We start from the raw sequence: 19,510 nt of genomic DNA, 5'->3' as shown, positions 1-19,510 counted from the left end.
AGTCACCCGCCCGAGGTGATCGAGAACGGCGCCCAGTTCACCGCCGCGCGGAAGGGCCGCTCGCCGTACCCCGGCCCGACCGCGCGCTGGCGGGCCACGTCCGCCAGCGCTTCTTCCACCGAACCCTCCCGGAGCTGCTGACGCCGGTACCGGCAGGCGGCGAACTCCTCGACGTTCCCCGCCGCCCGGTGCGCCACCGAAAGCAGTGTGTAGGCCAGCGCCAGGTCCAGCTCCCCGGCGGCCACCCGGTCGACGACCCAGGCCAGCACCTCCCGGGCACTGGCCGCGGCGACGCGACGCTGGGCGTCGGTCAGGGCCGTGCTCACCGCCTCGAGCGACCCGTCGCCGTCCGCGCCGAGCCGGTCGTGGAACCAGAGCATCAGCAACGCCGTCGCGAGGTCCGGGACCGGGCGGAACGTGCTGACCAGCGCCGTCGCTCCCGCGGCGAGCAGGGTGCTCGCGATACCGGTCAGCTCGTCGCCGGTCCGGACCCGGTGCTTCCCGCTCTGGCAGGAGCCGAGCACGACGAGCGCGCCCGACCAGTCCAGCGAGGCCAGCCGGGACAGCGTCACCCGGTCCGGCCCGCCTTCCGGATGCGCGAGCAGCAGGCCCGAACGTTCGGGGCGGGCTTCGTCGAACACGGCGTGGCAGGCCAGGTGCACCAGGCGCGCGGTGCCGTCGAGGGCGCCGGCGAGCCAGTCGAACGTCAGGTCGCCGCCGTGGCGCGCCTCACCGCCCAGCCGGGCCGCGACACCGGCCGCCTCCGCCCGCGCGAACGGCAGGTCACCGAGCGGGTCACCGCCGATGACCAGCGTCGACCGTCGCGCCCACGAGCCGCTGTGCACCGCGCGCAGCAGGGATGCGCTGGGCACCACGAACGTCCCGGGCCGCGGCTCGATACCCCCGTCCTCGCGGGGCACGAGGTGCAGCGACGCCAGGTGGAGCACGCCGTGCGGCGCGACGTACACATCGGTGCGGACCTCCCCGACGAGCCGCGCCAGCCGCTGGTACACCGGCTGGGCGAGCAGGCGGTCGAGGCCGCGCGGATCGTCGTCGTTCAGCAGCCGCCCGAACTCGGCGAGGTCGGGATCGTCCGCCGGGACGACCAGCCGGACCCCGATTTCCCCGGCGGCGACCGTGAAGACGTAGATGCCTTTGTCGCCGGTGAAGAACTCGAGCAGCGTCCGTTCCCCGCGCAGCGAGAGCAGCGCGCGCACGTCCGGCCCGGTGGACGGCGTCGCCATCCGGTGCAATCGGACATCGGGCGGGAGCTGATCCCAGACGTCCTCGAGCCGGCCGCGGACCTCTTCGATCTCCTTGTCGACGGCGAGCAGCCGGGTGACGCGCTCGCGCGGCGAGAGCTCCTCGCCGACCGAGCGAGTGCGCAGCCCCACGAGCCGCTGCCACAGCTGCTCTTCCTCCGCCGCCAGCGGATCGTCCACGACCGGCGGCCGGTCGCGCACGGCGTCGAGCAGGGCGCGGGACTTCGCGGCCTGCACCAGCTCGAACGCCCGCTCGGCGTGCCCGAGGTCGATCGCGACCTCGACGGCCTCCCGGTACGGCGGCTCGACGTACACGCCGAACCGGGCGGCCTCCCCGACGTCGACCGCGCTCCGCCGCAGCTCCGAATGGGCGGCGCAGGCCCGTTCCAGCCGCTGCAGCGTCTCCTCGGTCCACCGCCCGTCCTCGACGGCGAGCCCGCCGAGCACGGTGTTGACGACGAACTCCAGCGCGACGTCGGGGGTGACCGCGAGCGCCGCTTCGAGCTGCGTGGCGATCTCGGCGGCTTCGTCGGTCCTCCCCTGCCGGAACAGGAAGTGCATGAGCCGCGCGCGCCGGCTCGCGAACCGTCCCGGCATGTCGTCGGCCGACCGCTGACCGGCGGCCACGAACCGCCGCAGGTACCGCTCCTCCAGCTCGGCGGCGCCGTGTTCGGCCGCGAGCCCGGCAGCGATGCCGTCGAGGACACCACCGTCGGCGATACTCGCGAGCTCTTCGCGCTGCGGCTCCGTCAGCTCGACGCCGGTCAGCCGCTCGGCCTGCCGGTCGCGGACGAACGCCTGCAGACCGCGGGCCCGCGCCAGGAGCTCGAGAGCCTGCTGCTGCGGGATGCCCTCGAACCGCCGGCTGAGGCTGCACTGGTTGACCAGCGCGATCAGCTCGCGCCGGGCGTCGCCGAGCTGGTTCGCGTACTGCTTCGCGCGTTCCAGGTACTGCCACGCGGCTTCGTGGTCGCCGGTCTCCATGTACAGGTAGCCGAGGCCGTTCCAGACGCGCGGCAGGCAGTGGACGGCGCCGAGGTGGTCCCACGCCGCCTCGGCCTGCCGGAGAAGGCGCTCGGCGTCGGCGTACCGGTGCCGGCCCAGCAGCCGTTCCCCCTCGTCGGTGGCGTCCGAAGCAGTCTTCGCGAAGAGCCCGATCTCGAGCGTCGTTTCGCCGTCGGAATGCTCCGCGGCGAACTTCTCCGCGGTCCGCTGCTCGATCCGGCGCACCATCTGCTCGTGCCCGGTCGTGTAGCGCTCGACGTCGACGTCGGCGTGCAACCGGTGGATCAGGTCGTGGGCGTCGACGAAGGCCTGCGTCGCGGCTTCGGCGTCGGCCTTGCGGGCGCGCAGGGCGAGGTTGTGCAGGGCCACGAACTCGTCGTAACCCGCGCCGGCTTCGCGGAACATCGCCGCGGCTTCGCGCGTCTTCGCGATCGACTCGGCGAAGCGGCCCTGCCGGTGCAGCTCGTCGGCGAGGTTGTCGGTGGTGATGGCCCGCAGCGCCGCCGACTGTCCCGGGACGGCCAGCGCCTCCTCGTACCGCTCGACCGCCCGCGGGTCCCCGCGCCGGGACAGCACCATCGCGTGGTTCTGCAGAGCGGCGCGATAGCCATCGGCCTCCCCGGACGCCTGAGCCGCCTTGACGGCTTCGGCCAGGTACTCGTCCGCTTCGGGCAGCCGCTCGTCGGCCAGCTCCACCAGCCCGAGCCCTTCGAGCGCGGCGCTGACCGCGTTGAGGTCCTCGAGCTCCCGGGCGATCCCGAAGGCGAGTGCGTACGCCTTCCGGGCGTCGTCGAACTGCCGGGCCTGCCGCGCGGCCTGGCCGAGCAGCCGGTAGAACGCGAACACGGTCAGCCGGTCGGTGGACTCGGCCTCCGCGAGGTCGAGCCCGCTCATCAGGGCCCCGTAGGCGTCCTGGTGCCGCCCCTGGCCCAGGAGCCCGTGAACGTGCTGGATCAGGGCCAGCAGCTGCAGGTCCGCTTCCGTCGGACCGGTCACGCGCCGGCCGCCCGGAGGATGGCGAGCGGGTCGTCGACGATGGGCGCCGCCGCGGGCTCGGTCGTCGTGCCGCGGTATTCCGCCAGCTCCAGGTCCGAGAAGCGCTCGACCAGCTCGCCGTACAGCCGCTGGTACTCGGCGAAGAGGATCTCCTGCTGCGGCCGCGTCAGGTCGTCGGTGAAGATCGCCCCGGCGGTCTTGCGCCAGGCTCGCTGGGCGGCGCCGAGCTCGCCCGCGATCACCTGCTCCTTCGTCCGCTCCCACAGCGGGTAGAAGGCGAGCTTGCGGTAGTCGTCGCGCTCGGTCTTCGCTTCGACGCTGACCAGGATGAAATCGTGCTCGGTGTAGGGCACCAGGGTGACGCCGTCGTCGAGCAGCCGGTGCAGCCGCCCGTCGGCGACGCGCAGGGACGCCAGCTCCGCCTCCGACGCCGTGGTGCGCGGCCGGCGCATCACGCAGTAGTTCAGCGGTTCGAAGCCCTTCTGCCACGACCGGTAGGCGCCGACGCGGAGTTCGACGTCCGGGGATTCGAGGAACGACTCGATGCCGCGGATCAGCGACGACGCCAGCGGCACGGCACCGGCCAGCCCGCCGAAGCCGACCGCCGAAGTGACGTCTTCGACGACCTTCAGCGAGCGCGCGATCCAGTCGGTGGTCTTGGCCCGGAACAGCGCGACCAGCAGGCTGACCTCGTCACCTTCGTACGGGACGGGCCCGGCGACCCGGACGTTGGCGATCTCGACCGCGTCGTCGGCGCCGGTGACCTGGAACCGGCGGGCCAGCTCGGCGCTGCTGAGCACCGTGGGCACCGCGACGGTGTTCCCCTTGTGGACGAACTCGGTGACGATCGTCCCGAAGGGCAGGTACTCGCGCCACAGCTCGCGGGCGCGGGTCAGCCACATCTGCCGGAGCCGGACTTCGAGGTAGACCTGGCCGGGAGCGAACTCCGGCGGTGGCCCGGCGCCGACGTCGGCGGACGGCACCTGCACGGCCACGATGCCTTCGGCGTCCCGCTTGACGACGCGGTCGACCAGTTCCCGAATCCCCATCGTTTCCCCTCGTCCGGTTCGATTCGAGTCTAGGGGGCGGCCGCGAAACCGGCTTTCGCCCGCGGCCGGTTCGCGGCAAGGTGGCGACCATGCTGATCCGCCGCGAGACACCCGCCGACCGGAGCACCGTGTACGCGATCCACAGCGAGGCGTTCCGGCGCGAACCGGGCGTCACCCCGATCGAGGCGCCGCTGGTGGACGAGCTGCGCGCGGATGGCGACCTGCTCGAGGCGCTGTCGCTGGTGGCCGTGCGCGGCGGCGAAGTCGTCGGGCACGTGTGCTGCAGCCGGGCCCGGATCGGCGAGGACACGACTTCGGCGGTCGGGCTGGGGCCGCTCGGCGTGCTGCCCGCGCACCAGGCGAGCGGGGTCGGATCGGCGCTGGTGCACGCGGTGCTCGGCGCGGCGGACGCGCTCGGGTACGGCCTGGTCGTCCTGCTCGGCAACCCGGCGTACTACGCGCGGTTCGGCTTCGTCACGGCGTCGACGCTCTCGATCACGGCGCCGGATCCGGCCTGGAGCAAGAACTTCCAGGCCCGCACGCTCACCGGCTACAAACCCACGCAGGCGGGCGCGTTCGAGTACGCGCCGGCGTTCTCCCGGATCTGAGGAGCCTTCGCATGTACGCACCGAGCTCGTCCGTCGGCGTCCGGATCAACCGCGAGCAGCCGCCGTCCCGGCTGGTCGAGCTGGCCCGCCGGGCGGAGGCCGCGGGTCTCGACGAGGTCTGGCTGGTCGAGGACTGTTTCTGGGCGGCGGGGATCGCGACGGTGGCGACGGCGCTGGCGGCGACGTCGACGATCAAGGTGGGCATCGGCGTCCTGCCGGCGGTCGCCCGCAACCCCGCGATCGCGGCGATGGAGCTGGCGGCTCTGGCGGAACTGCACCCGGGCCGGCTGATCGGCGGGCTGGGCCACGGGGTGGCGTCGTGGATGCGCCAGATCGGCGCGTACCCGGCTTCGCCGCTGGCGGCTTTGGAGGAGACGCTGGTGGCGGTCCGCCGCCTGCTGGCGGGAGACCGGGTCTCGGTGACGGGCCGGCACGTCGACCTGGACGAGGTGGAGCTGGTGTTCCCGCCGGCTGTCGTGCCCCCGGTGCTCGCGGGGGTCCGCCGCCCGAAGTCGCTGGCGGTGGCGGGTTCGTCCGCGGACGGGACGATCCTGGCGGAGCCGTCGCCACCGGAGTTCGTGCGGACGGCTCTGTCCGGGATCGCTGCTGGTCGTTCTGTCGACGGTGCGCCTCCTCACCACGCTTTGGTGACGTACAACTGGCTGGCGTTGGGCGATCCGTCGCGGGCGCGATTGACCGTCGCCGAGTCGTTGACTCCCGGTGCGCGCGTGCAGGCCGAGGGTTTGCCATTCGCCGCGGAGCTGCTGGAGCTGGTCGACTCTGCGTCCACTGTGGACGAGCTGGCGGCCGGGTTGGATCCTTCGTGGCTGTCGCGGCTCGCGGTGTGCGGGGAACTGGACGAGTGCGTGGCCGCGGTGCGTGCGCTCCACGAAGCCGGGAGCGGGTCGGTGGTGCTGCTGCCGCTGCCGGAGGAGCCACCGGAGCGGGGCATCGAGGACGCCGGCCGAGTCGCGGCGGCCCTGCGCGGCTGACTCAAGCGCCCCAATGTGGCGTTGGGTGCGCTGGACGCACCGAACGCCACATTGGGTGCATGGGACGCACCGAACGCCACATTGGGGCGCTCCGGGGCGCTGCCACCGAGTCACCGAAAAAGAAGTTCGCCCGGCGCGGCCCGCGTGTCAGGATCGGCCCATGCCGGTCGACCCGCACCTCCTCCTGGCCTTCCTCCTCACGACCTTCGTCGCGATGGTGACCCCCGGTCCGGACATGCTCTTCATCCTCGGCTGCGGCATGCGCGGGGGCCCGAAAGCCGGCCTGCTCGCCACCGCCGGGGTCGCCACCAGCGAAGCCATCCACGTCGCCGTCGCCGCGGCGGGGCTCGCCGCTCTCTTCGCCGCCGTTCCCGTCGCCTTCACCGTCGTCCGCGTGACCGGCGCCGCCTACCTCGTCTACCTCGGCGTCCAGGCCATCCGGAACCGCAAGCCGCTCGTCGAACGCAAAACCGACCGCGCCTACCTGAGCGGCCTGCTGACCAATCTGCTCAACCCGAAGATGGTCACCTTCACCATCGCCTTCCTCCCGCAGTTCATCGACCCGGCACGCGGGCACGTGGCCCTGCAGTTCGCGGTCCTCGGTGCCGTCATGATCGTCTTCGAGTTCCTCGTGGACGGCGCCGTCGGCGTGCTCGCCGGCCGGATCGGCGGGTGGGTGCGGCGGAAGAAGAACCAGCGCCGGATCGAGGTCGCCACCGGCGGCATCTTCATCGGCCTCGGCGTGAAGCTGGCCCTCGACTAGGACTTCAGGTTGTGGCGCGCCAGGAAGTCCTCGGCGATGTCCAAGGGATTGCGCTTCTCCTCGGTGAACTCGACGTTCAGCCGCGTCAGCTGCTCGGTCGTCAAGGCCGCCGAGACGCGGTTCAGCGCGGCCACCTCGGAAGGCGACAGGGTCCCGCGTGCCACCAGCGGCACGATGTTCTGCGCCGGGAACATGTTCTTGTCGTCGGCCAGCGGCACGAACCCGTTCGCCGCGATCGTCGACGACGTGCTGAACAGGTCCGCCACCTGGACGTCACCGGACTTCAGCGCCGCCACCGTCACCGGGCCGCCCGTGTCGGTCGTGCGGATCTCCTTGAACTCGCAGCCGTACAGCGTCTTGATCTTGTCCTTCCAGCGGCTGCTCCACTGGCCCGGCCCGCCGAACACCAGCTCGCCGCAGCGCTTCCCCAGTTCGGAGAACGTCTTCACGCCCGTGGCCGCCAGCTGCGCCCCGACGACCAGGAGGTCCTTGTCCTCGGCCGGCGCCTGGTCCAGGACCTCGAACCCGGCCGGGACCTTCTGCTTGAGCTGCGCGTAGACGTCCTGAGACGTCGTCGCGGCCGTCTCCTTGTCGAAGTACCGCAACAGGTTCCCGCTGTAGTCCGGCACCACCGACAGCGACTTGTCCTGCAGCGCCTTGACGACGACCTCGCGGCTGCCGACCGGCGGCCGCACGGTCACGTTCGTCGCGCCCGCGTTCTTCAGCGCCCCGGCGTAGATCTGGGCCAGCAAAAGGCTTTCCCCGACGTCGGACGCGCCGATGATGATGTCGCCGGACGCGCCGCCCTCGCCGCCGCCCGCCAGCGGGTTGCCGCAGCCGGCCACCAGGACCAAGGCGGCGGCGAGAAGACCGAGCCGCTTCATGCCGTCACCTTCTTGCCGGTCGCCGCCGCGGTCGCGAGCCGGACGCCCCGGGGCACCAGGGCCCGGTTCAGCAGCGCGAAAAGCACGTCGAGGACGATCGCGAGCAACGTCGTCAGCAGCGCGCCCGCGATCACTTCGGAATAGTCCAAAATGGCCAGTCCGTCGAGCAGGAACCGGCCCAGGCCACCGAGTCCGACGTACGCGGCCACCGCGGCGGTAGCGACGAGCTGGAGCACGGCGTTGCGGATGCCACCCAGCACGAGCGGCAGCGAGATCGGCACCTCGACCTTCCAGAGCCGCTGCCAGCCGGTCATCCCGATGCCCTGGGCGGCGTCGACGACACCGTGGTCGGTCGCCTGCAACCCGGCGTACGTGCCGGCCAGGATCGGCGGCACGGCCAGCACGACGAGCCCGATGATCGTCGAGGTGACGCTCTCGGTGAAGAGCAGGAACAGGAACGTCACGAGCCCCAGCGTCGGCAGCGCGCGGATCACGTTGCCGGCGCTCACCAGCGCGACGCCGCCGCGTCCGGTGTGGCCGACGAACAGTCCTAACGGGACGGCGATGACCAGCGCGATCACCAGCGACGAAGCGGTGTAGCCGAGGTGTTCCAGCAGCCGCTGCGGGATGCCGCCGGGGCCCGACCAGTGCGCCGGGTCGCCGAACCAGTGGACGAGGTCGGTGATCACGCGACGGCCACCCCCGCCCTCCCGGCCCGCTCCCACGGGGTCAGGAGGTTCCGGATGCCCACCAGGACCAGGTCGACGACCAGCGCGAGCAGCAGCGTCAGCACGATGCCGACGACGATCGGCGAGAAGTACTCGCGCTGGAAGCCGTCGGTGAAGAGCACGCCGAGGCCGCCGGTGCCGATCAGCGCGCCGACGCTGACCAGGCTGATGTTGCTGACCGACGCCACCCGCACGCCGGCGGCGAGAACCGGGACGGACAGCGGCAGTTCGACGGCGAAGAACCGGCGCACCGGCTTGTACCCGACGGCGGTCGCGGCGGCGATCACCGGCGGCGCCACCGCGTCGAGCGCGTCGAGCACCGGGCGGACCAGCAGCGCGGTGGTGTAGATCGTCAAAGCGACGACGACGTTGACGCTGTCGAGGATCTTCGACCCGATCAGGCCGGGGATGACGACGAACAGCGCCAGCGACGGGATCGTGTAGAGCAGGTTGGCCAGCACCATCAGCACCTGCCGGGCGGACCGCCGGCGGTGGCCGAACCAGCCCGCGGCGATCGCCAGGACGATGCCCAGGACCAGCGGGAGCAGCGCCAGGTAGACGTGGTCGCCCAGGTCGCCGAGGATTTCGACGCGGGTGTTCCCGCTGCTCAGGTACCGCCCGAGCTCGTCGAAAAAGCTCATGACGCCTGGGGCGTCGCCTCGATCACGTCCAGGACCTGTCTCGCGACCACCCCGCCGAGCACGCGGTGGTCGTCGTCGACGACCACGCCGAGGCTGGCGGGCGAGGACAGCGCGGCGTCGAGCGCGCCGCGGATCGGGGTGCCGTGGACCCACAGCGAGCCGCCCGCGACGAGGTCGTCCGCACCCAGCGGTCCGTCCACTGTGGAGTTCGGCGCCAGCCAGCCCCGCGGCTGCTTCTCGGCGTTGACCGCCAGCCGCCAGCTGTCGCCGGCCGGCACCGGAGCGCCGATCTCGACCAGCTCGATCTCCTTGATCTCGACGCCGTCCGCGGAGAGGAACGAGAGACCGCGGTAGCCGCGGTCGCGGCCGACGAACGACGCGACGAAGTCGTCCACCGGGTGGCGCAGCACGTCGGCGGGCGTGCCGTACTGGGCGAGGACGCCGCCGACGCGCATCACCGCGACCTTGTCGCCGAGCCGGACGGCTTCGTCGATGTCGTGGGTGACGAACACGATCGTCTTGCCCAGCTGCGACTGCAGCCGCAGCAGCTCGTTCTGCAGGTCCTCGCGCACGATCGGGTCGACCGCGGAGAACGGCTCGTCCATCAGCAGCACCGGCGAGTCCGCGGCGAGCGCGCGGGCGACGCCGACGCGCTGCTGCTGGCCGCCGGAAAGCTGGGCGGGGTAGCGCTTGCCGAGCTCGACCGGCAGCCCGATGGTCTCGAGCAGCTCGGCGGCCCGCTTGCGCGCCTTCGCCTTGTCCCAGCCGGACAGCAGGGGCACGGTGGCGATGTTGTCCAGGACCGTCCTGTGTGGAAAGAGGCCGGCGTGCTGGATGACGTAGCCGATGCCGCGGCGCAGCAGCGCCGGGTCACCCTCGGCGACGTCCTTGCCGTCCAGCAGCACCTGGCCGCCGGTGGGCTCGACCATCCGGTTGATCATCCGCAGCGAAGTCGTCTTGCCGCAGCCGGACGGGCCGACGAACACGGTGATCGTGCCGTCCTCGACCGTCAGGTTCAGCTTGTCGACGGCGACCGTCCCATCGGGATACTGCTTGGTCACGTCGCGGAACTCGATCGTCACTTGCCCACTCCCCGTGTCAGGTCCGTTCGACCGTAGCCGAGTTGGCGACGGTTGGCACGGTGTTCCGGCAGGTGGCGGCTAGGCTCGTGGCCCGTGAACGCACTCGACGACGTCCTCGCCGCGCACGGCGTCGGCGTCCGCCCGCTGTACCGCGTCATCGACCTGCTGCGGACCGGTGACCACGACCTCGGCGAGCTGGTGCGGCTGAGCACGGCGCCACGGCGCAGCGTCGAGGACGTCCTGGCCGCCTTGGGCGACGACCTCGACCGCAGCGGCGACCGGCTGCGGATCTCCCCCGGTGTCGCGGCGTCGTACCTGCAGTACAGCGCGCCGCGCTACGCCGACCCGCTCGACGAAGCCGTCGCGACGCACGAGCTGCTGCCGAAGGTCGCCGAGTGGGTCGCGGAGGTGCCGCCACCGCTGGCCGCGCTCGACCACGTGCAGGCGACGCCGGAGACGGTGCTGCGCCGCGCGCTGTGGCTGGACGCGCGCTACGACCTCGCGTCGGCGCGGCTGCTGTTCCTCGGTGACCACGACCTGACGTCGCTGGCGGTGCACACGGTCTGCCCGTCGGCGTCGCTGACGGTCGTCGACCTCGACGAGCGCGTGCTGGCGTACCTCGACGAGCGCGGCGGGCGCGAGATCGCCACCGTCCACGCGGACCTGCGCATCGGCCTGCCGCCGGCCGTCAGCGGTAGGTTCGACCTGGTGTTCAGCGACCCGCCGTACACGCCCGAAGGCATGGGCCTGTTCGCGGCGCGCGGGGTGCAGGCGCTGCGGGAGCCGTCCGAGGGACGGCTGCTGTTCGCGTACGGCTACAGCCCGCGGCACCCGGCGCTGGGCGCGCAGGTGCAGCGGTCGCTGGCGACGCTCGGGCTGACGTTCGAGGCGATCCTGCCCGACTTCAACCGCTACTTCGGGGCGCAGGCGATCGGCAGCTCGGCGGACCTGTACGTCTGCCAGCCGACGGCGAAGGCCAAGAAAATCCGTGGTGGCAAGGGGAAGTCCGCGATCTACACGCACGGGCCGCAGTCGGTGGAGGCGACCGGGACGAAGCCGGCACTGCTGGAGAAGCTGAAGGAGATCGCCGTCGCGGGCGGGCTTTCGCCGGAGTCGCGGCCGGTGGACTGGTCGATCTCCGGGCCCGAGGGCGACGCGGTCGCGATGGACCTCTCGGCCGACCCCGGCCCGTGGCTGCTGCGCACCCTGCTGGGCACGAACGCCCGGCGTCTGGCGCTGCTGGTGCCGAACGCGCACCCGGACCTGGCGGACGAGCGGTCCCAGACGGCCCTGACGGCGCTGGTGCGCGGCAAGTACACCCTGCGGTACCTGCGGAGCACGCCGGACAACCGGCACGCGGTGGTGGTCGCGGACGCGGTGGACCAGCAGGACGAGGTCCTGACCCGCGCGCACGCCCGGCTGGCGAACGTCTCCCTGGACGTCCCCGAAGACCTGGTGGACCTGCGCCTGGTCGACGTCCCCCGCCACCGCCTCACCGACCTGCTGGGCTGACAGCGCCCCAATGTGGCGTTGGTTGCGTCAGACGCACCGAACGCCACATTGGGTGCGTGGGACGCACCGAACGCCACATTGGGGCGCTCGGGTCAGTCCGTGACGCCGTCGGCTTCCGCCGCCTTCGCCACCGCGGCCGCGACCTCGGGGGCGACGCGCGGGTCGAGCGGGCTCGGGACGATGCGGTCCGGACCCAGGTCGTCCATCGCCACCGACACGATCGCCTCGGCGGCCGCCAGCTTCATGCCCTCGGTGATCGCCCGCGCGCCGGAGTCCAGCGCACCGCGGAAGACGCCCGGGAACGCCAGCACGTTGTTGATCTGGTTCGGGAAGTCGCTGCGCCCGGTGGCCACGATCGACGCGTAGCGCGAAGCCACGGCCGGGTGCACCTCCGGGTCCGGGTTGGACAGTGCGAACACGATGCCGCCGCCCGCCATCCGGTCGAGCAGCGTCTCGTCGATCGTCGCGCCGGACAGGCCGAGGAACACGTCCGCGCCTTCCAGCGCCTCCGCGAGCCCGCCCTTCAGGCCGGCCTTGTTCGTCGTCGAAGCCAGGTGCGCCTTGATCGGGTTCAGGCCGGCCCGGTCCGGGTGGATGATGCCGCGCGAGTCGAGGACGGTGACGTCGCCGATGCCGGCCTCCTGCAGGATCCGCGCGCACGCGACCCCCGCCGCGCCGGCGCCGGAGACGACCACGCGCTGGTCGGCGATCGCCCGGTCGAGGACCAGGTTGGCGCCCCGCAGCGCGGCCAGCGTGACGATCGCCGTGCCGTGCTGGTCGTCGTGCATGACCGGGCAGTCCAGCGCCTGCTTGAGCTTGTCCTCCAGCTCGAAGCACCGCGGCGCGGAGATGTCCTCCAGGTTGACGGCCCCGAAGGACGGCCGCAGCCGCACCAGCGTCTCGACGATCTCGTCGACGTCGGTGGTGTCCAGCACCAGCGGGATCGAGTCGAGCCCGCCGAAGGTCTTGAACAGGACCGACTTGCCCTCCATGACCGGCAGCGACGCGCTCGCGCCGATGTCGCCGAGGCCCAGCACCGCCGTCCCGTCGCTCACCACGACGACGAGCCGGTCCGCCCACGTGTACCGCTTGGCCTTGGCCGCGTCCTCGGCGATCGCGCGGCTCACCTTCGCCACCCCCGGGGTGTACGCGATCGAAAGGTCACGCGGGCTCGCGATCGGGCGGGTGGCCGCCACCGAGAGCTTGCCGCCCTCGTGCCCGGTGAAGATCTCTTCGTCGGTGACCGGCGCTCCGGCGCCGGTGGGGTCGCTCATGGGGATTCCTGTCGTCGTTTCCGTCATTCCCCCAGTGGGAATGACGGAACTCGCGGATCGGACTTGGGTCACTGGAATTTCTCCTGGGCATGCGAGCGGGGGACCACGGCAACGGGGACACCGTGGTTTGTTCCTCCGGCACGGCAGCCCAGCGCGGTAGCGCCGGCCTGTCGGCGAGGCGTCACGTCGGCCATCGGTGCCGTGGGTCTGGCGATGGCCGCGGACGCGGCGGTCCGGCCATTGTGACAGGTCTTCCGCCGAGGGTGACCCCTCGGTGCGGTTGACGTCACACAACCCCTGATTTCCGGCAATTGCCAAGACGTCCGTTCGGTTTTTTAACCGCCCGATATGGTGACGCCATGGAATTCCGCCGGCTGAGCGTCCCGGACGCCTTCGAGTTCTCCCCCGGGCGTTCCCCGACGAGCGGGGCCTGTTCGTCGCCCCCTTCCAGGAGGACGTCCTGCGCGAAGCGGTCGGGCACCCCCTCCGGCTCGCCCAGGCGAACCACAGCGTGTCCCGGCGTGGCGCGATCCGCGGCATCCACTTCGCCGACACGCCCCCCGGCCAGGCGAAGTACATCTACTGCGCGCGCGGCTCGCTGCTCGACGTCGTCGTGGACATCCGCGTCGGTTCGCCGAGCTTCGGCACCTGGGACGCCGTCCGCCTCGACTCGGCCCGGTTCAACGCCGCCTACCTCGCCGAAGGCCTCGGGCACGGCTTCATCGCCCTCGAGGACGACACGGTGATGGCCTACCTGTGCTCCGAGCCGTACAACCCCACGGGCGAGCACGGCATCACCCCGCTCGACCCGGCGCTGGGCCTGCCCTGGCCCGCGGACCTCGAGCCGATCCTGTCCGAGAAGGACCGCACCGCCCCCACGCTGGCCGAAGCCCAGGAGCAGGGACTGCTGCCGTCCTACCAGGACTGCGTCGCCTACTACGACAAGCTGCGCTCGGCGCACTGAGCACCACCGGGTCCCCGTGACCCCTTGCACAGTTAGTAAGCGCGCATATAGTCTGCTCGCATGACACTTTACGAGTACGAGCACAGCGAGACCTCGACCGCTCCCGCCGCCGCGATCTGGCCGCTCTGGGCCGACACCGGCCGCTGGCCCGAGTGGGACGCGGGTGTCCGCTCGGTGGTCCTCGAAGGCCCCTTCGCCGTCGGGACCAGCGGAACCATGACGATGGACGGGATGCCGCCGATCCCGTTCACGCTGACCGAGGTCACCGAGGGCCGGAGCTTCACCGACGAGACCCGGCTGCCCGACGCCCACCTGCGGTTCGAGCACGTCTTGACCGACGTCGACGGCGGCACGCGGATCACCTACCGCGTCACCGTCGACGGGCCCGAGGGCTTCGGTGAGCAGGTCACGTCGGACACCCCGGAAGCGATGCGCGCACTGGCGAAGCTCGCTGAGGCTGCGACATCCGGGGCTTCGCCCCAGGCCGGGGGCTCCGCCACCCGGAACCCCAGAAGGGCAGGATCGCGGGTATGACCGCCCCGGAGTCCCGCCTGCCCGGCCCCGAGCGCAGCCCCGGCTTCCTGCTGTGGCGCGTGACACTGGCCTGGCAGCGGGCGATGCGGGCCGCGCTGGCCCCGCACGACCTCACACACGTCCAGTTCGTGCTGCTGACGACGACGTGGTGGCTCACCCGCTCGGGCGAGCCACCGACCCAGCGGCAGCTGGCCGAGCAGGCCGGCACGGACACGATGATGACCAGCCAGGTCGTCCGCAAGCTGGCCGACCGCGGCCTGCTGGCCCGCGCCGACGACCCGGCCGATGCGCGCGCGAAGCGCCTGGAAGTCACCTCCGCCGGCCTGGAGCTGGTCGCGAAGGCCCTGAAGGACGTCGAAGGCGCCGACGCCGAGTTCTTCGCCGCCGCCGACGACGGCTTCGTCGATTCGCTGGCGAAGCTCAGCCCCTGACGTCTTCGGCGAGGACGCGCTCGATGTTGCGCTCGGCCAGCGCCGTGATCGTCACGAACGGGTTGACGCCCGTGCTGCCCGGGATGAGCGAGCCGTCCGTTACGTACAGGTTGCGGTAGCCCTTGACGCGGCCGTGGTCGTCGGTCGCCTCGCCGAGCACCAGGCCGCCGAGCGGGTGGTAGGTGAAGCGGTTCTCGAACACGCGGGTGTCGCCGAACAGGTCGTAGCGGTAGATCGTCCGGTTCGCCCGGTTGACCTTGTCGAACAGCGCCTTCGCGGCGTCGATCGACGGCTGCCCCTGCGACGCCGCCCAGTGCAGCCGGGCCGAGTCGCTCGCGGCGTCGTAGGTGAAGTGCCCGCGCTCGGGGTTCTTGGTGATCGCCAGGTAGAGGCTGACCCACGTCTCGAGGCCGGCGGGCACCGGCGCGATCTCGGCGAAGGCCGGGTGCACCGGGTCGGACCGGTTGTCGATGCCCAGCGCGGGCATGCCGGACTGCAGGCTGCCGGTGGTGTCCCAGACGTGGTTGGCGCGGCCGCACATGACGTTGCCGTTGGTGCCCCAGCCCTGCCCGACGGCCTCGCCGAGCGCGGGGAGGCGCCCGGTGTCGCGGGCGCGCACCAGCAGCTCGGTCGAGCCGACGCTGCCCGCGCCGAGGAACAGGTACTTCGTGCTCACGTGGTGGGTGCCCAGGACGGTGCCGTGCTCGTCGATCTCGCGGACGACCAGCGTGTACGTCCCGTCGGGCTGCCGGAGGATCTCGCGGACCTCCCGCAGCGTCCCGATCGTCACCTTGCCGGTGCCGAGCGCGGCAGCCAGGTAGGACTTGTCGAGCGAGCGTTTCCCGTGGTTGTTGCCGTAGATGACCTCGGACGCGTCCGCCGAGCGCGGGACCTCGCCCGCCTCCTCGCGCCGCAGGTAGTCCATGTCGTACACGCTGGGCACGAACACCGTGCCGAACCCGGCCTTGCGCGCGGCCTTCCGGGAGACGCGGGCGTACTGGTAGGACCGGCACGTCTCGAACCACGCGGGGTCGACGACGTTGACGCCCAAAGCCGCGTTGGCCCGCGGGAAGTACTTGCCGTACATCTCGCCGGCGTCGACCCGCGGCAGGATCTCCTCGAAGTACGACCGCTCCGGCGTCACCGCCATCGCGCCGTTGACCAGGGACCCGCCACCGACGCCGCGGCCGAGGTACACCGCCATGTCGCCGAAGCTCACCCGGTCGAGCACGCCGGCGTGGCGCCCGATGTCGCGGTTGGCCAGGTCGAGCCAGAGGAACGACGCGAGCGGCGCCTCGGTGCGGTCCTTGAACCACATCGCCCGCTCGTCCGGCTTGAGCATCGAGCAGAAGACCTCGCCGTCCGCGCCGGGTTCGGTCCACAGCTTGCCCATCTCGAGCATCAGCGTGGGGATCCCGGCCTCGCCCAGGCGCAACGCCGTGACGGCGGCGCCGTACCCGGTGCCGACGACCACCGCCGGCGAGTACTCCGGGAGCGGCGACGCGGCCGCGGGCCGCGTCGAGACCGTGGTCAGCCCGAGGGCGGCGGCCGAGTTCAGGGCGGCGAGACCGAGGAACCGGCGGCGGGAGAAGGCAGACATGGGCCCGAGCATGCCCGAATTCGGTAAACAGCGTTAACTAAATGGAACGCGTTTCACCCAGTCGAGGGAAATTTCGGGTCTTCCCCTGGGGGCGATCCCGGATGTCCCCGGCCCGCACCGCGAGCAAGCTCACCGACATGAAACTTCTCGCACTGGGGGCGGCCGCGGCCGCCGTCGCCGCACTGGGGGTCGTGCCCGGGACGGCGTCCGCCGACGAGCTGCCGACGTTCGACTTCACGGACTGCCCGGCACCGCCCGCGAACGCCGACCCGGGCACGTGGCGCTGCGAAGCCTTTGTCTCGCAAGGAAAACTGACCATCCATGACCGGGAGATTCCGCTCGGCGAGCTGCGCATGACGTTCGGCGAGGGCCGGGTGAACGGCCAGTACGCGCAGGTGTTCGGTGCCATGCGGCACGCGCCGGTACCCCTGCCGGGCCTCCCCGGCGCGACGATCCAGCTGCACTACGGCGGCTATTCGGACTTCCTGAACAACGACGAACGGCGCGGCGAGGTCGACGTCTACGCCGTCGTCCGGCACCCGTTGCTGCGCGGGGACTGCAGCATCGGCACACCCGCCGCCGCGCTGCACACCGTCGTCCACGACGACCCGGCGGTGCCGCCGCGGATCATCTCGGACGACCCCAGGATCGCCTACTTCGGTGTCGTCGACCCGGATCTCGCCCTGCCCGCGACCACCGGCTGCGGACCCCTCGGCAAGCTCGTCGACCTCCGGCTGGGCCTGCCGTCGCCGGCTGAAGAGAACACGTTCCAGCAGACCACGTACGTGCAGTACAAGCCGCTCTAACGCTTCTTCGGCGTCACCCAGGTGGTGATCGTCCCGGTGACCACCGGCTTGCCGTTCTTGTCCGAAATGGTCACCGGGACCTCGAGCTCGAAACCCTCGTCGCCGAACTCCGGCAGCCCGGCAGCGACGCGACCGCGCGCAGGCCCGTCTCGGCCTTCGCGACGTACTGGACGTTCATGCCCTTCGGCAGCCAGCGGTGCGTCGGGGGAACCGTCGCCTCGGCGAGCATGCCCATCGCGATCTCGGCGAGGTTGCAGGCGGCGATCGCGTGGAACGTGCCGATGTGGTTGTAAACACCCCACCACTTCGGCGCGGTGACCTCGCAGTGCCCCGGCCGCAGCTCGCGCACCGAGGGCAGCACCGTGCGGAAGTACGGCACACGCAGGCACATCGCGGCACTGAACAGCTGTTTACCGCCCGGCTTGGCGGCCAGCTTGTGCCACAGCGCGAACGTCGGCGTGTCGGACATGGAGGTCTCCTTGCACTAAGCTACCGGTCAGTAGCAAAGCAGACGCCCAGCCGCCGCGCAAACCCCCGGATATATTCGCCCGTGTGGCTAACCGTCTCTTCCTCCTCCGGCACGGCCAGACCGAATGGTCGGTGAACGGGCGGCACACCGGCCGCACCGACATCCCGCTGACGCCGGCCGGGGAAGGCCAGGCACTGGCCGCGGGCGGCACGCTCCGGAGCCTCGTCGGCGGGCCGTCGCTCGTGCTGTCGAGCCCGCGCGAACGGGCGCTGCGGACGGCCGCGCTGGCCGGCCTGCGCGTCGACGAGGTCACCGAGGACCTCTCCGAGTGGGACTACGGCGAGTACGAAGGCATCAGCACGCCGAAGATCCGCGAAACCGTGCCGGGCTGGACGGTCTGGACCCACCCGATCCCCGGCGGCGAAAGCGTCTCGGACGTCTCCGGCCGCGCGGACCGCGTGCTGGCTCGCGCCCGCGCCGACATCGAGGCCGGCGACGTGATCCTGGTCGGGCACGGGCACTTCAGCCGTGTGCTGGTGGCCCGCTGGCTCGGCCTGCCGGCGACGTCCGGCGTCCACTTCGGACTCGACGCGGCCGGCATCGCGGTGCTCGGCGACGAGCGCGGCGAACCCCAGATCGAACACCTCAACCTGCCGCCCGCCCTGGAGGACTGACGTGCCCGACGACCGCATCCGCCGGATCCGGCCCGACGACGTCGAGGCGGCCGTCCGGCTCGCCTACGACCTGGCCGAGTACGAACGCGCACCGGACGAGTGCCACCTGACGGCGCCGCAGTTGCGCGAGGCGCTGTTCGGCGACGCGCCGAAGCTGTTCGGGCACGTGGCCGAAGTGGACGGCGAGGTCGTCGGCTTCGCGGTGTGGTTCCTGAACTTCTCGACGTGGCGCGGCGTGCACGGGATCTACCTGGAGGACCTGTTCGTCCGCCCGGCGCACCGCGGGTCCGGCCTGGGCAAGGCCCTGCTGGCGGCGCTCGCGGCGGAGTGCGTCGCGAACGGCTACGGCCGGCTCGAGTGGTCGGTGCTGGACTGGAACCCGGCGACGGAGTTCTACAAGGCCCTCGGCGCGGTCCCGATGGACGAGTGGACGGTCAACCGCCTCACCGACGACCCCCTGCGAGACCTGGCCGCCCAGGCGTAACTCACGTGATCGGAGCCGTGACTCGCGTGATCAGAGCCGGATCTCGCGAGTTCCGGCCTCAATCACGCGAGTTACGGCTTCGAGCACGCGGGTCACGGGCCTGATCACGTGAGATCCGGGCTCAGTCCTCGTCGTGACCTTCGCGCTCGGCGCGGCGGCCGGCCAGCCCGCCGCGTTCGGCCGCTTCCGTCTCGGTCTCGCCTTCGCGCAGGCCCAGCGCCCAGGCCCGCGACGGCCGGCGGAACAGCAGCACCAGCGCGGCGATGCCGAACAGCGCGACCGGCACGCCCCACGCCGGCTCGCCCGACGGGCCGAGCAGGTACCAGCCGAGACCGACCACGATCAGCGCGATCACCACGCCGGGCGAGCGCGCCCACGTCTGCCCCAGGACCAGCCCGGCCGACGCGGCCAGGAACGCCAGCGCCACGACGATGAACGTGCCGGACTCGACGTAGACGTTGTTGCCGGGCCGCGCCGGCTCGCCCAGGCCGTTCACCAGCACGACCACCCCGAACACCAGCAGGGCGAGCGACGGCACCGCGGTGACGACGCCGGCCAGCCGGACCTCACGGGGAGCGGGCGAGAGCTTCACAGCGGCTGCCTTCCGAAGGGACTTGGCGAGGTGCTTTGCGTGAGCACAGTGGACTCGACCAGGGCGGGTCACCGTGCGTGAGCTGATTCGATCGTATGCCACCCGGTCGGCCGTTTTCGCGGGACCGCCCGGGCGCTGAGAATTCAGGTGTCGTCGATGA

At 71.7% G+C, this 19,510-nt stretch carries 18 protein-coding genes and 2 pseudogenes; 10 read left to right on the top strand and 10 right to left on the bottom strand.

Annotated features, from left to right (window positions below; genetic code table 11):
• Positions 1 to 2: 2 nt before the first annotated feature.
• Together QRX60_RS19700 and QRX60_RS19695 are read right to left on the bottom strand one after the other, a co-directional pair.
• Positions 3 to 3,263, bottom strand: a complete 3,261-nt coding sequence (locus QRX60_RS19700; RefSeq protein ID WP_286002224.1) for a CHAT domain-containing tetratricopeptide repeat protein — start codon at positions 3,261 to 3,263, stop codon at positions 3 to 5.
• Positions 3,260 to 4,312 carry a hypothetical protein gene (locus QRX60_RS19695; protein ID WP_286002223.1) on the bottom strand — a complete coding sequence of 351 codons (1,053 nt, stop codon included), beginning with the start codon at positions 4,310 to 4,312 and terminating at the stop codon, positions 3,260 to 3,262. The genes QRX60_RS19700 and QRX60_RS19695 overlap by 4 nt, the downstream gene beginning before the upstream one ends.
• An 89-nt stretch (positions 4,313 to 4,401) precedes the next feature.
• On the opposite strand from QRX60_RS19695, the gene QRX60_RS19690 reads away from it, so the two are divergent.
• From QRX60_RS19690 to QRX60_RS19680, 3 genes are all read left to right on the top strand, one after another.
• Positions 4,402 to 4,920 (top strand): GNAT family N-acetyltransferase, encoded by a 519-nt coding sequence (locus tag QRX60_RS19690; RefSeq protein WP_286002222.1) that lies wholly within the window; start codon positions 4,402 to 4,404, stop codon positions 4,918 to 4,920.
• A gap of 11 nt (positions 4,921 to 4,931) precedes the next feature.
• Positions 4,932 to 5,912, top strand: a complete 981-nt coding sequence (locus tag QRX60_RS19685) for an LLM class flavin-dependent oxidoreductase (protein ID WP_286002221.1) — start codon at positions 4,932 to 4,934, stop codon at positions 5,910 to 5,912.
• Positions 5,913 to 6,072: 160 nt separating this feature from the next.
• Complete coding sequence (locus QRX60_RS19680; RefSeq protein WP_286002220.1) at positions 6,073 to 6,675, top strand: LysE family translocator; 603 nt, start codon at positions 6,073 to 6,075, stop codon at positions 6,673 to 6,675.
• Here the strand turns inward: QRX60_RS19680 and QRX60_RS19675 are convergent.
• Genes QRX60_RS19675 through QRX60_RS19660 form a run of 4 tightly spaced genes read right to left on the bottom strand, consistent with a single transcriptional unit; the run spans position 6,672 to position 10,010 of the window.
• Positions 6,672 to 7,559, bottom strand: a complete 888-nt coding sequence (locus QRX60_RS19675) for an ABC transporter substrate-binding protein (RefSeq protein WP_286002219.1) — start codon at positions 7,557 to 7,559, stop codon at positions 6,672 to 6,674. The genes QRX60_RS19680 and QRX60_RS19675 overlap by 4 nt on opposite strands.
• Positions 7,556 to 8,248 (bottom strand): ABC transporter permease, encoded by a 693-nt coding sequence (locus QRX60_RS19670; protein WP_286002218.1) that lies wholly within the window; start codon positions 8,246 to 8,248, stop codon positions 7,556 to 7,558. Before QRX60_RS19670 ends, QRX60_RS19675 begins: the two co-directional genes overlap by 4 nt.
• Positions 8,245 to 8,928, bottom strand: coding sequence for an ABC transporter permease (locus QRX60_RS19665; RefSeq protein WP_286002217.1), 684 nt, complete (start codon positions 8,926 to 8,928; stop codon positions 8,245 to 8,247). Before QRX60_RS19665 ends, QRX60_RS19670 begins: the two co-directional genes overlap by 4 nt.
• On the bottom strand, positions 8,925 to 10,010 hold the full coding sequence (locus QRX60_RS19660) for an ABC transporter ATP-binding protein (RefSeq protein WP_286002216.1): 1,086 nt from the start codon (positions 10,008 to 10,010) through the stop codon (positions 8,925 to 8,927). The genes QRX60_RS19665 and QRX60_RS19660 overlap by 4 nt, the downstream gene beginning before the upstream one ends.
• Before the next feature lie 93 nt (positions 10,011 to 10,103).
• On the opposite strand from QRX60_RS19660, the gene QRX60_RS19655 reads away from it, so the two are divergent.
• Positions 10,104 to 11,522 carry a bis-aminopropyl spermidine synthase family protein gene (locus QRX60_RS19655; RefSeq protein WP_286002215.1) on the top strand — a complete coding sequence of 473 codons (1,419 nt, stop codon included), beginning with the start codon at positions 10,104 to 10,106 and terminating at the stop codon, positions 11,520 to 11,522.
• Between the two features lie 92 nt (positions 11,523 to 11,614).
• Here the strand turns inward: QRX60_RS19655 and QRX60_RS19650 are convergent, their stop codons facing one another.
• Positions 11,615 to 12,796 (bottom strand): NAD(P)-dependent malic enzyme, encoded by a 1,182-nt coding sequence (locus QRX60_RS19650; RefSeq protein ID WP_286002214.1) that lies wholly within the window; start codon positions 12,794 to 12,796, stop codon positions 11,615 to 11,617.
• 359 nt (positions 12,797 to 13,155) lie between these two features.
• Here QRX60_RS19650 and QRX60_RS19645 point away from each other — a divergent pair.
• The 3 genes and pseudogenes from QRX60_RS19645 (at position 13,156) to QRX60_RS19635 (ending at position 14,725) form a co-directional block, all read left to right on the top strand.
• Positions 13,156 to 13,760, top strand: a pseudogene (locus QRX60_RS19645) (dTDP-4-dehydrorhamnose 3,5-epimerase family protein).
• Between the two features lie 60 nt (positions 13,761 to 13,820).
• The gene (locus QRX60_RS19640; RefSeq protein ID WP_286002213.1) at positions 13,821 to 14,294 is read left to right on the top strand and encodes an SRPBCC family protein; all 474 of its coding nucleotides are present in this window, start codon (positions 13,821 to 13,823) and stop codon (positions 14,292 to 14,294) included.
• A complete protein-coding gene (locus tag QRX60_RS19635; protein ID WP_286002212.1) occupies positions 14,291 to 14,725 on the top strand; it encodes a MarR family winged helix-turn-helix transcriptional regulator in 435 nt (144 codons plus the stop codon). Before QRX60_RS19640 ends, QRX60_RS19635 begins: the two co-directional genes overlap by 4 nt.
• Here the strand turns inward: QRX60_RS19635 and QRX60_RS19630 are convergent.
• The gene (locus QRX60_RS19630) at positions 14,715 to 16,325 is read right to left on the bottom strand and encodes a GMC oxidoreductase (RefSeq protein ID WP_286002211.1); all 1,611 of its coding nucleotides are present in this window, start codon (positions 16,323 to 16,325) and stop codon (positions 14,715 to 14,717) included. The genes QRX60_RS19635 and QRX60_RS19630 overlap by 11 nt on opposite strands.
• Positions 16,326 to 16,462: 137 nt before the next feature.
• On the opposite strand from QRX60_RS19630, the gene QRX60_RS19625 reads away from it, so the two are divergent.
• A complete protein-coding gene (locus QRX60_RS19625; protein ID WP_286002210.1) occupies positions 16,463 to 17,131 on the top strand; it encodes a hypothetical protein in 669 nt (222 codons plus the stop codon).
• Here QRX60_RS19625 and QRX60_RS19620 read toward each other — a convergent pair.
• Positions 17,128 to 17,600, bottom strand: a pseudogene (locus tag QRX60_RS19620) (hotdog fold domain-containing protein). The gene QRX60_RS19625 and the pseudogene QRX60_RS19620 sit on opposite strands and share 4 nt — an antisense overlap.
• An 83-nt stretch (positions 17,601 to 17,683) precedes the next feature.
• On the opposite strand from QRX60_RS19620, the gene QRX60_RS19615 reads away from it, so the two are divergent.
• Positions 17,684 to 18,274, top strand: a complete 591-nt coding sequence (locus QRX60_RS19615) for an acid phosphatase (protein ID WP_286002209.1) — start codon at positions 17,684 to 17,686, stop codon at positions 18,272 to 18,274.
• Position 18,275: 1 nt separating this feature from the next.
• Positions 18,276 to 18,758: a GNAT family N-acetyltransferase gene (locus tag QRX60_RS19610; RefSeq protein ID WP_286002208.1), complete on the top strand. Its 483-nt coding sequence runs from the start codon at positions 18,276 to 18,278 to the stop codon at positions 18,756 to 18,758.
• A gap of 121 nt (positions 18,759 to 18,879) precedes the next feature.
• Here the strand turns inward: QRX60_RS19610 and QRX60_RS19605 are convergent, their stop codons facing one another.
• Positions 18,880 to 19,350 carry a hypothetical protein gene (locus QRX60_RS19605; RefSeq protein ID WP_286002207.1) on the bottom strand — a complete coding sequence of 157 codons (471 nt, stop codon included), beginning with the start codon at positions 19,348 to 19,350 and terminating at the stop codon, positions 18,880 to 18,882.
• Positions 19,351 to 19,510: the final 160 nt, after the last annotated feature.

The organism is Amycolatopsis mongoliensis, from assembly GCF_030285665.1.
GTDB lineage: Bacteria > Actinomycetota > Actinomycetes > Mycobacteriales > Pseudonocardiaceae > Amycolatopsis > Amycolatopsis mongoliensis.
This window is presented reverse-complemented; position numbering and strand designations above follow the sequence as displayed.

Bases quoted from the DNA above. Each gene is read 5' to 3' on its own strand.
- QRX60_RS19695 (WP_286002223.1), bottom strand. From the start codon at position 4,312: ATGGGGATTCGGGAACTGGTCGACCGCGTCGTCAAGCGGGACGCCGAA.
- QRX60_RS19690 (WP_286002222.1), top strand. From the start codon at position 4,402: ATGCTGATCCGCCGCGAGACACCCGCCGACCGGAGCACCGTGTACGCG.
- QRX60_RS19685 (WP_286002221.1), top strand. From the start codon at position 4,932: ATGTACGCACCGAGCTCGTCCGTCGGCGTCCGGATCAACCGCGAGCAG.
- QRX60_RS19680 (WP_286002220.1), top strand. From the start codon at position 6,073: ATGCCGGTCGACCCGCACCTCCTCCTGGCCTTCCTCCTCACGACCTTC.
- QRX60_RS19675 (WP_286002219.1), bottom strand. From the start codon at position 7,559: ATGAAGCGGCTCGGTCTTCTCGCCGCCGCCTTGGTCCTGGTGGCCGGC.
- QRX60_RS19665 (WP_286002217.1), bottom strand. From the start codon at position 8,928: ATGAGCTTTTTCGACGAGCTCGGGCGGTACCTGAGCAGCGGGAACACC.
- QRX60_RS19650 (WP_286002214.1), bottom strand. From the start codon at position 12,796: ATGAGCGACCCCACCGGCGCCGGAGCGCCGGTCACCGACGAAGAGATC.
- QRX60_RS19640 (WP_286002213.1), top strand. From the start codon at position 13,821: ATGACACTTTACGAGTACGAGCACAGCGAGACCTCGACCGCTCCCGCC.
- QRX60_RS19635 (WP_286002212.1), top strand. From the start codon at position 14,291: ATGACCGCCCCGGAGTCCCGCCTGCCCGGCCCCGAGCGCAGCCCCGGC.
- QRX60_RS19630 (WP_286002211.1), bottom strand. From the start codon at position 16,325: ATGTCTGCCTTCTCCCGCCGCCGGTTCCTCGGTCTCGCCGCCCTGAAC.
- QRX60_RS19625 (WP_286002210.1), top strand. From the start codon at position 16,463: ATGAAACTTCTCGCACTGGGGGCGGCCGCGGCCGCCGTCGCCGCACTG.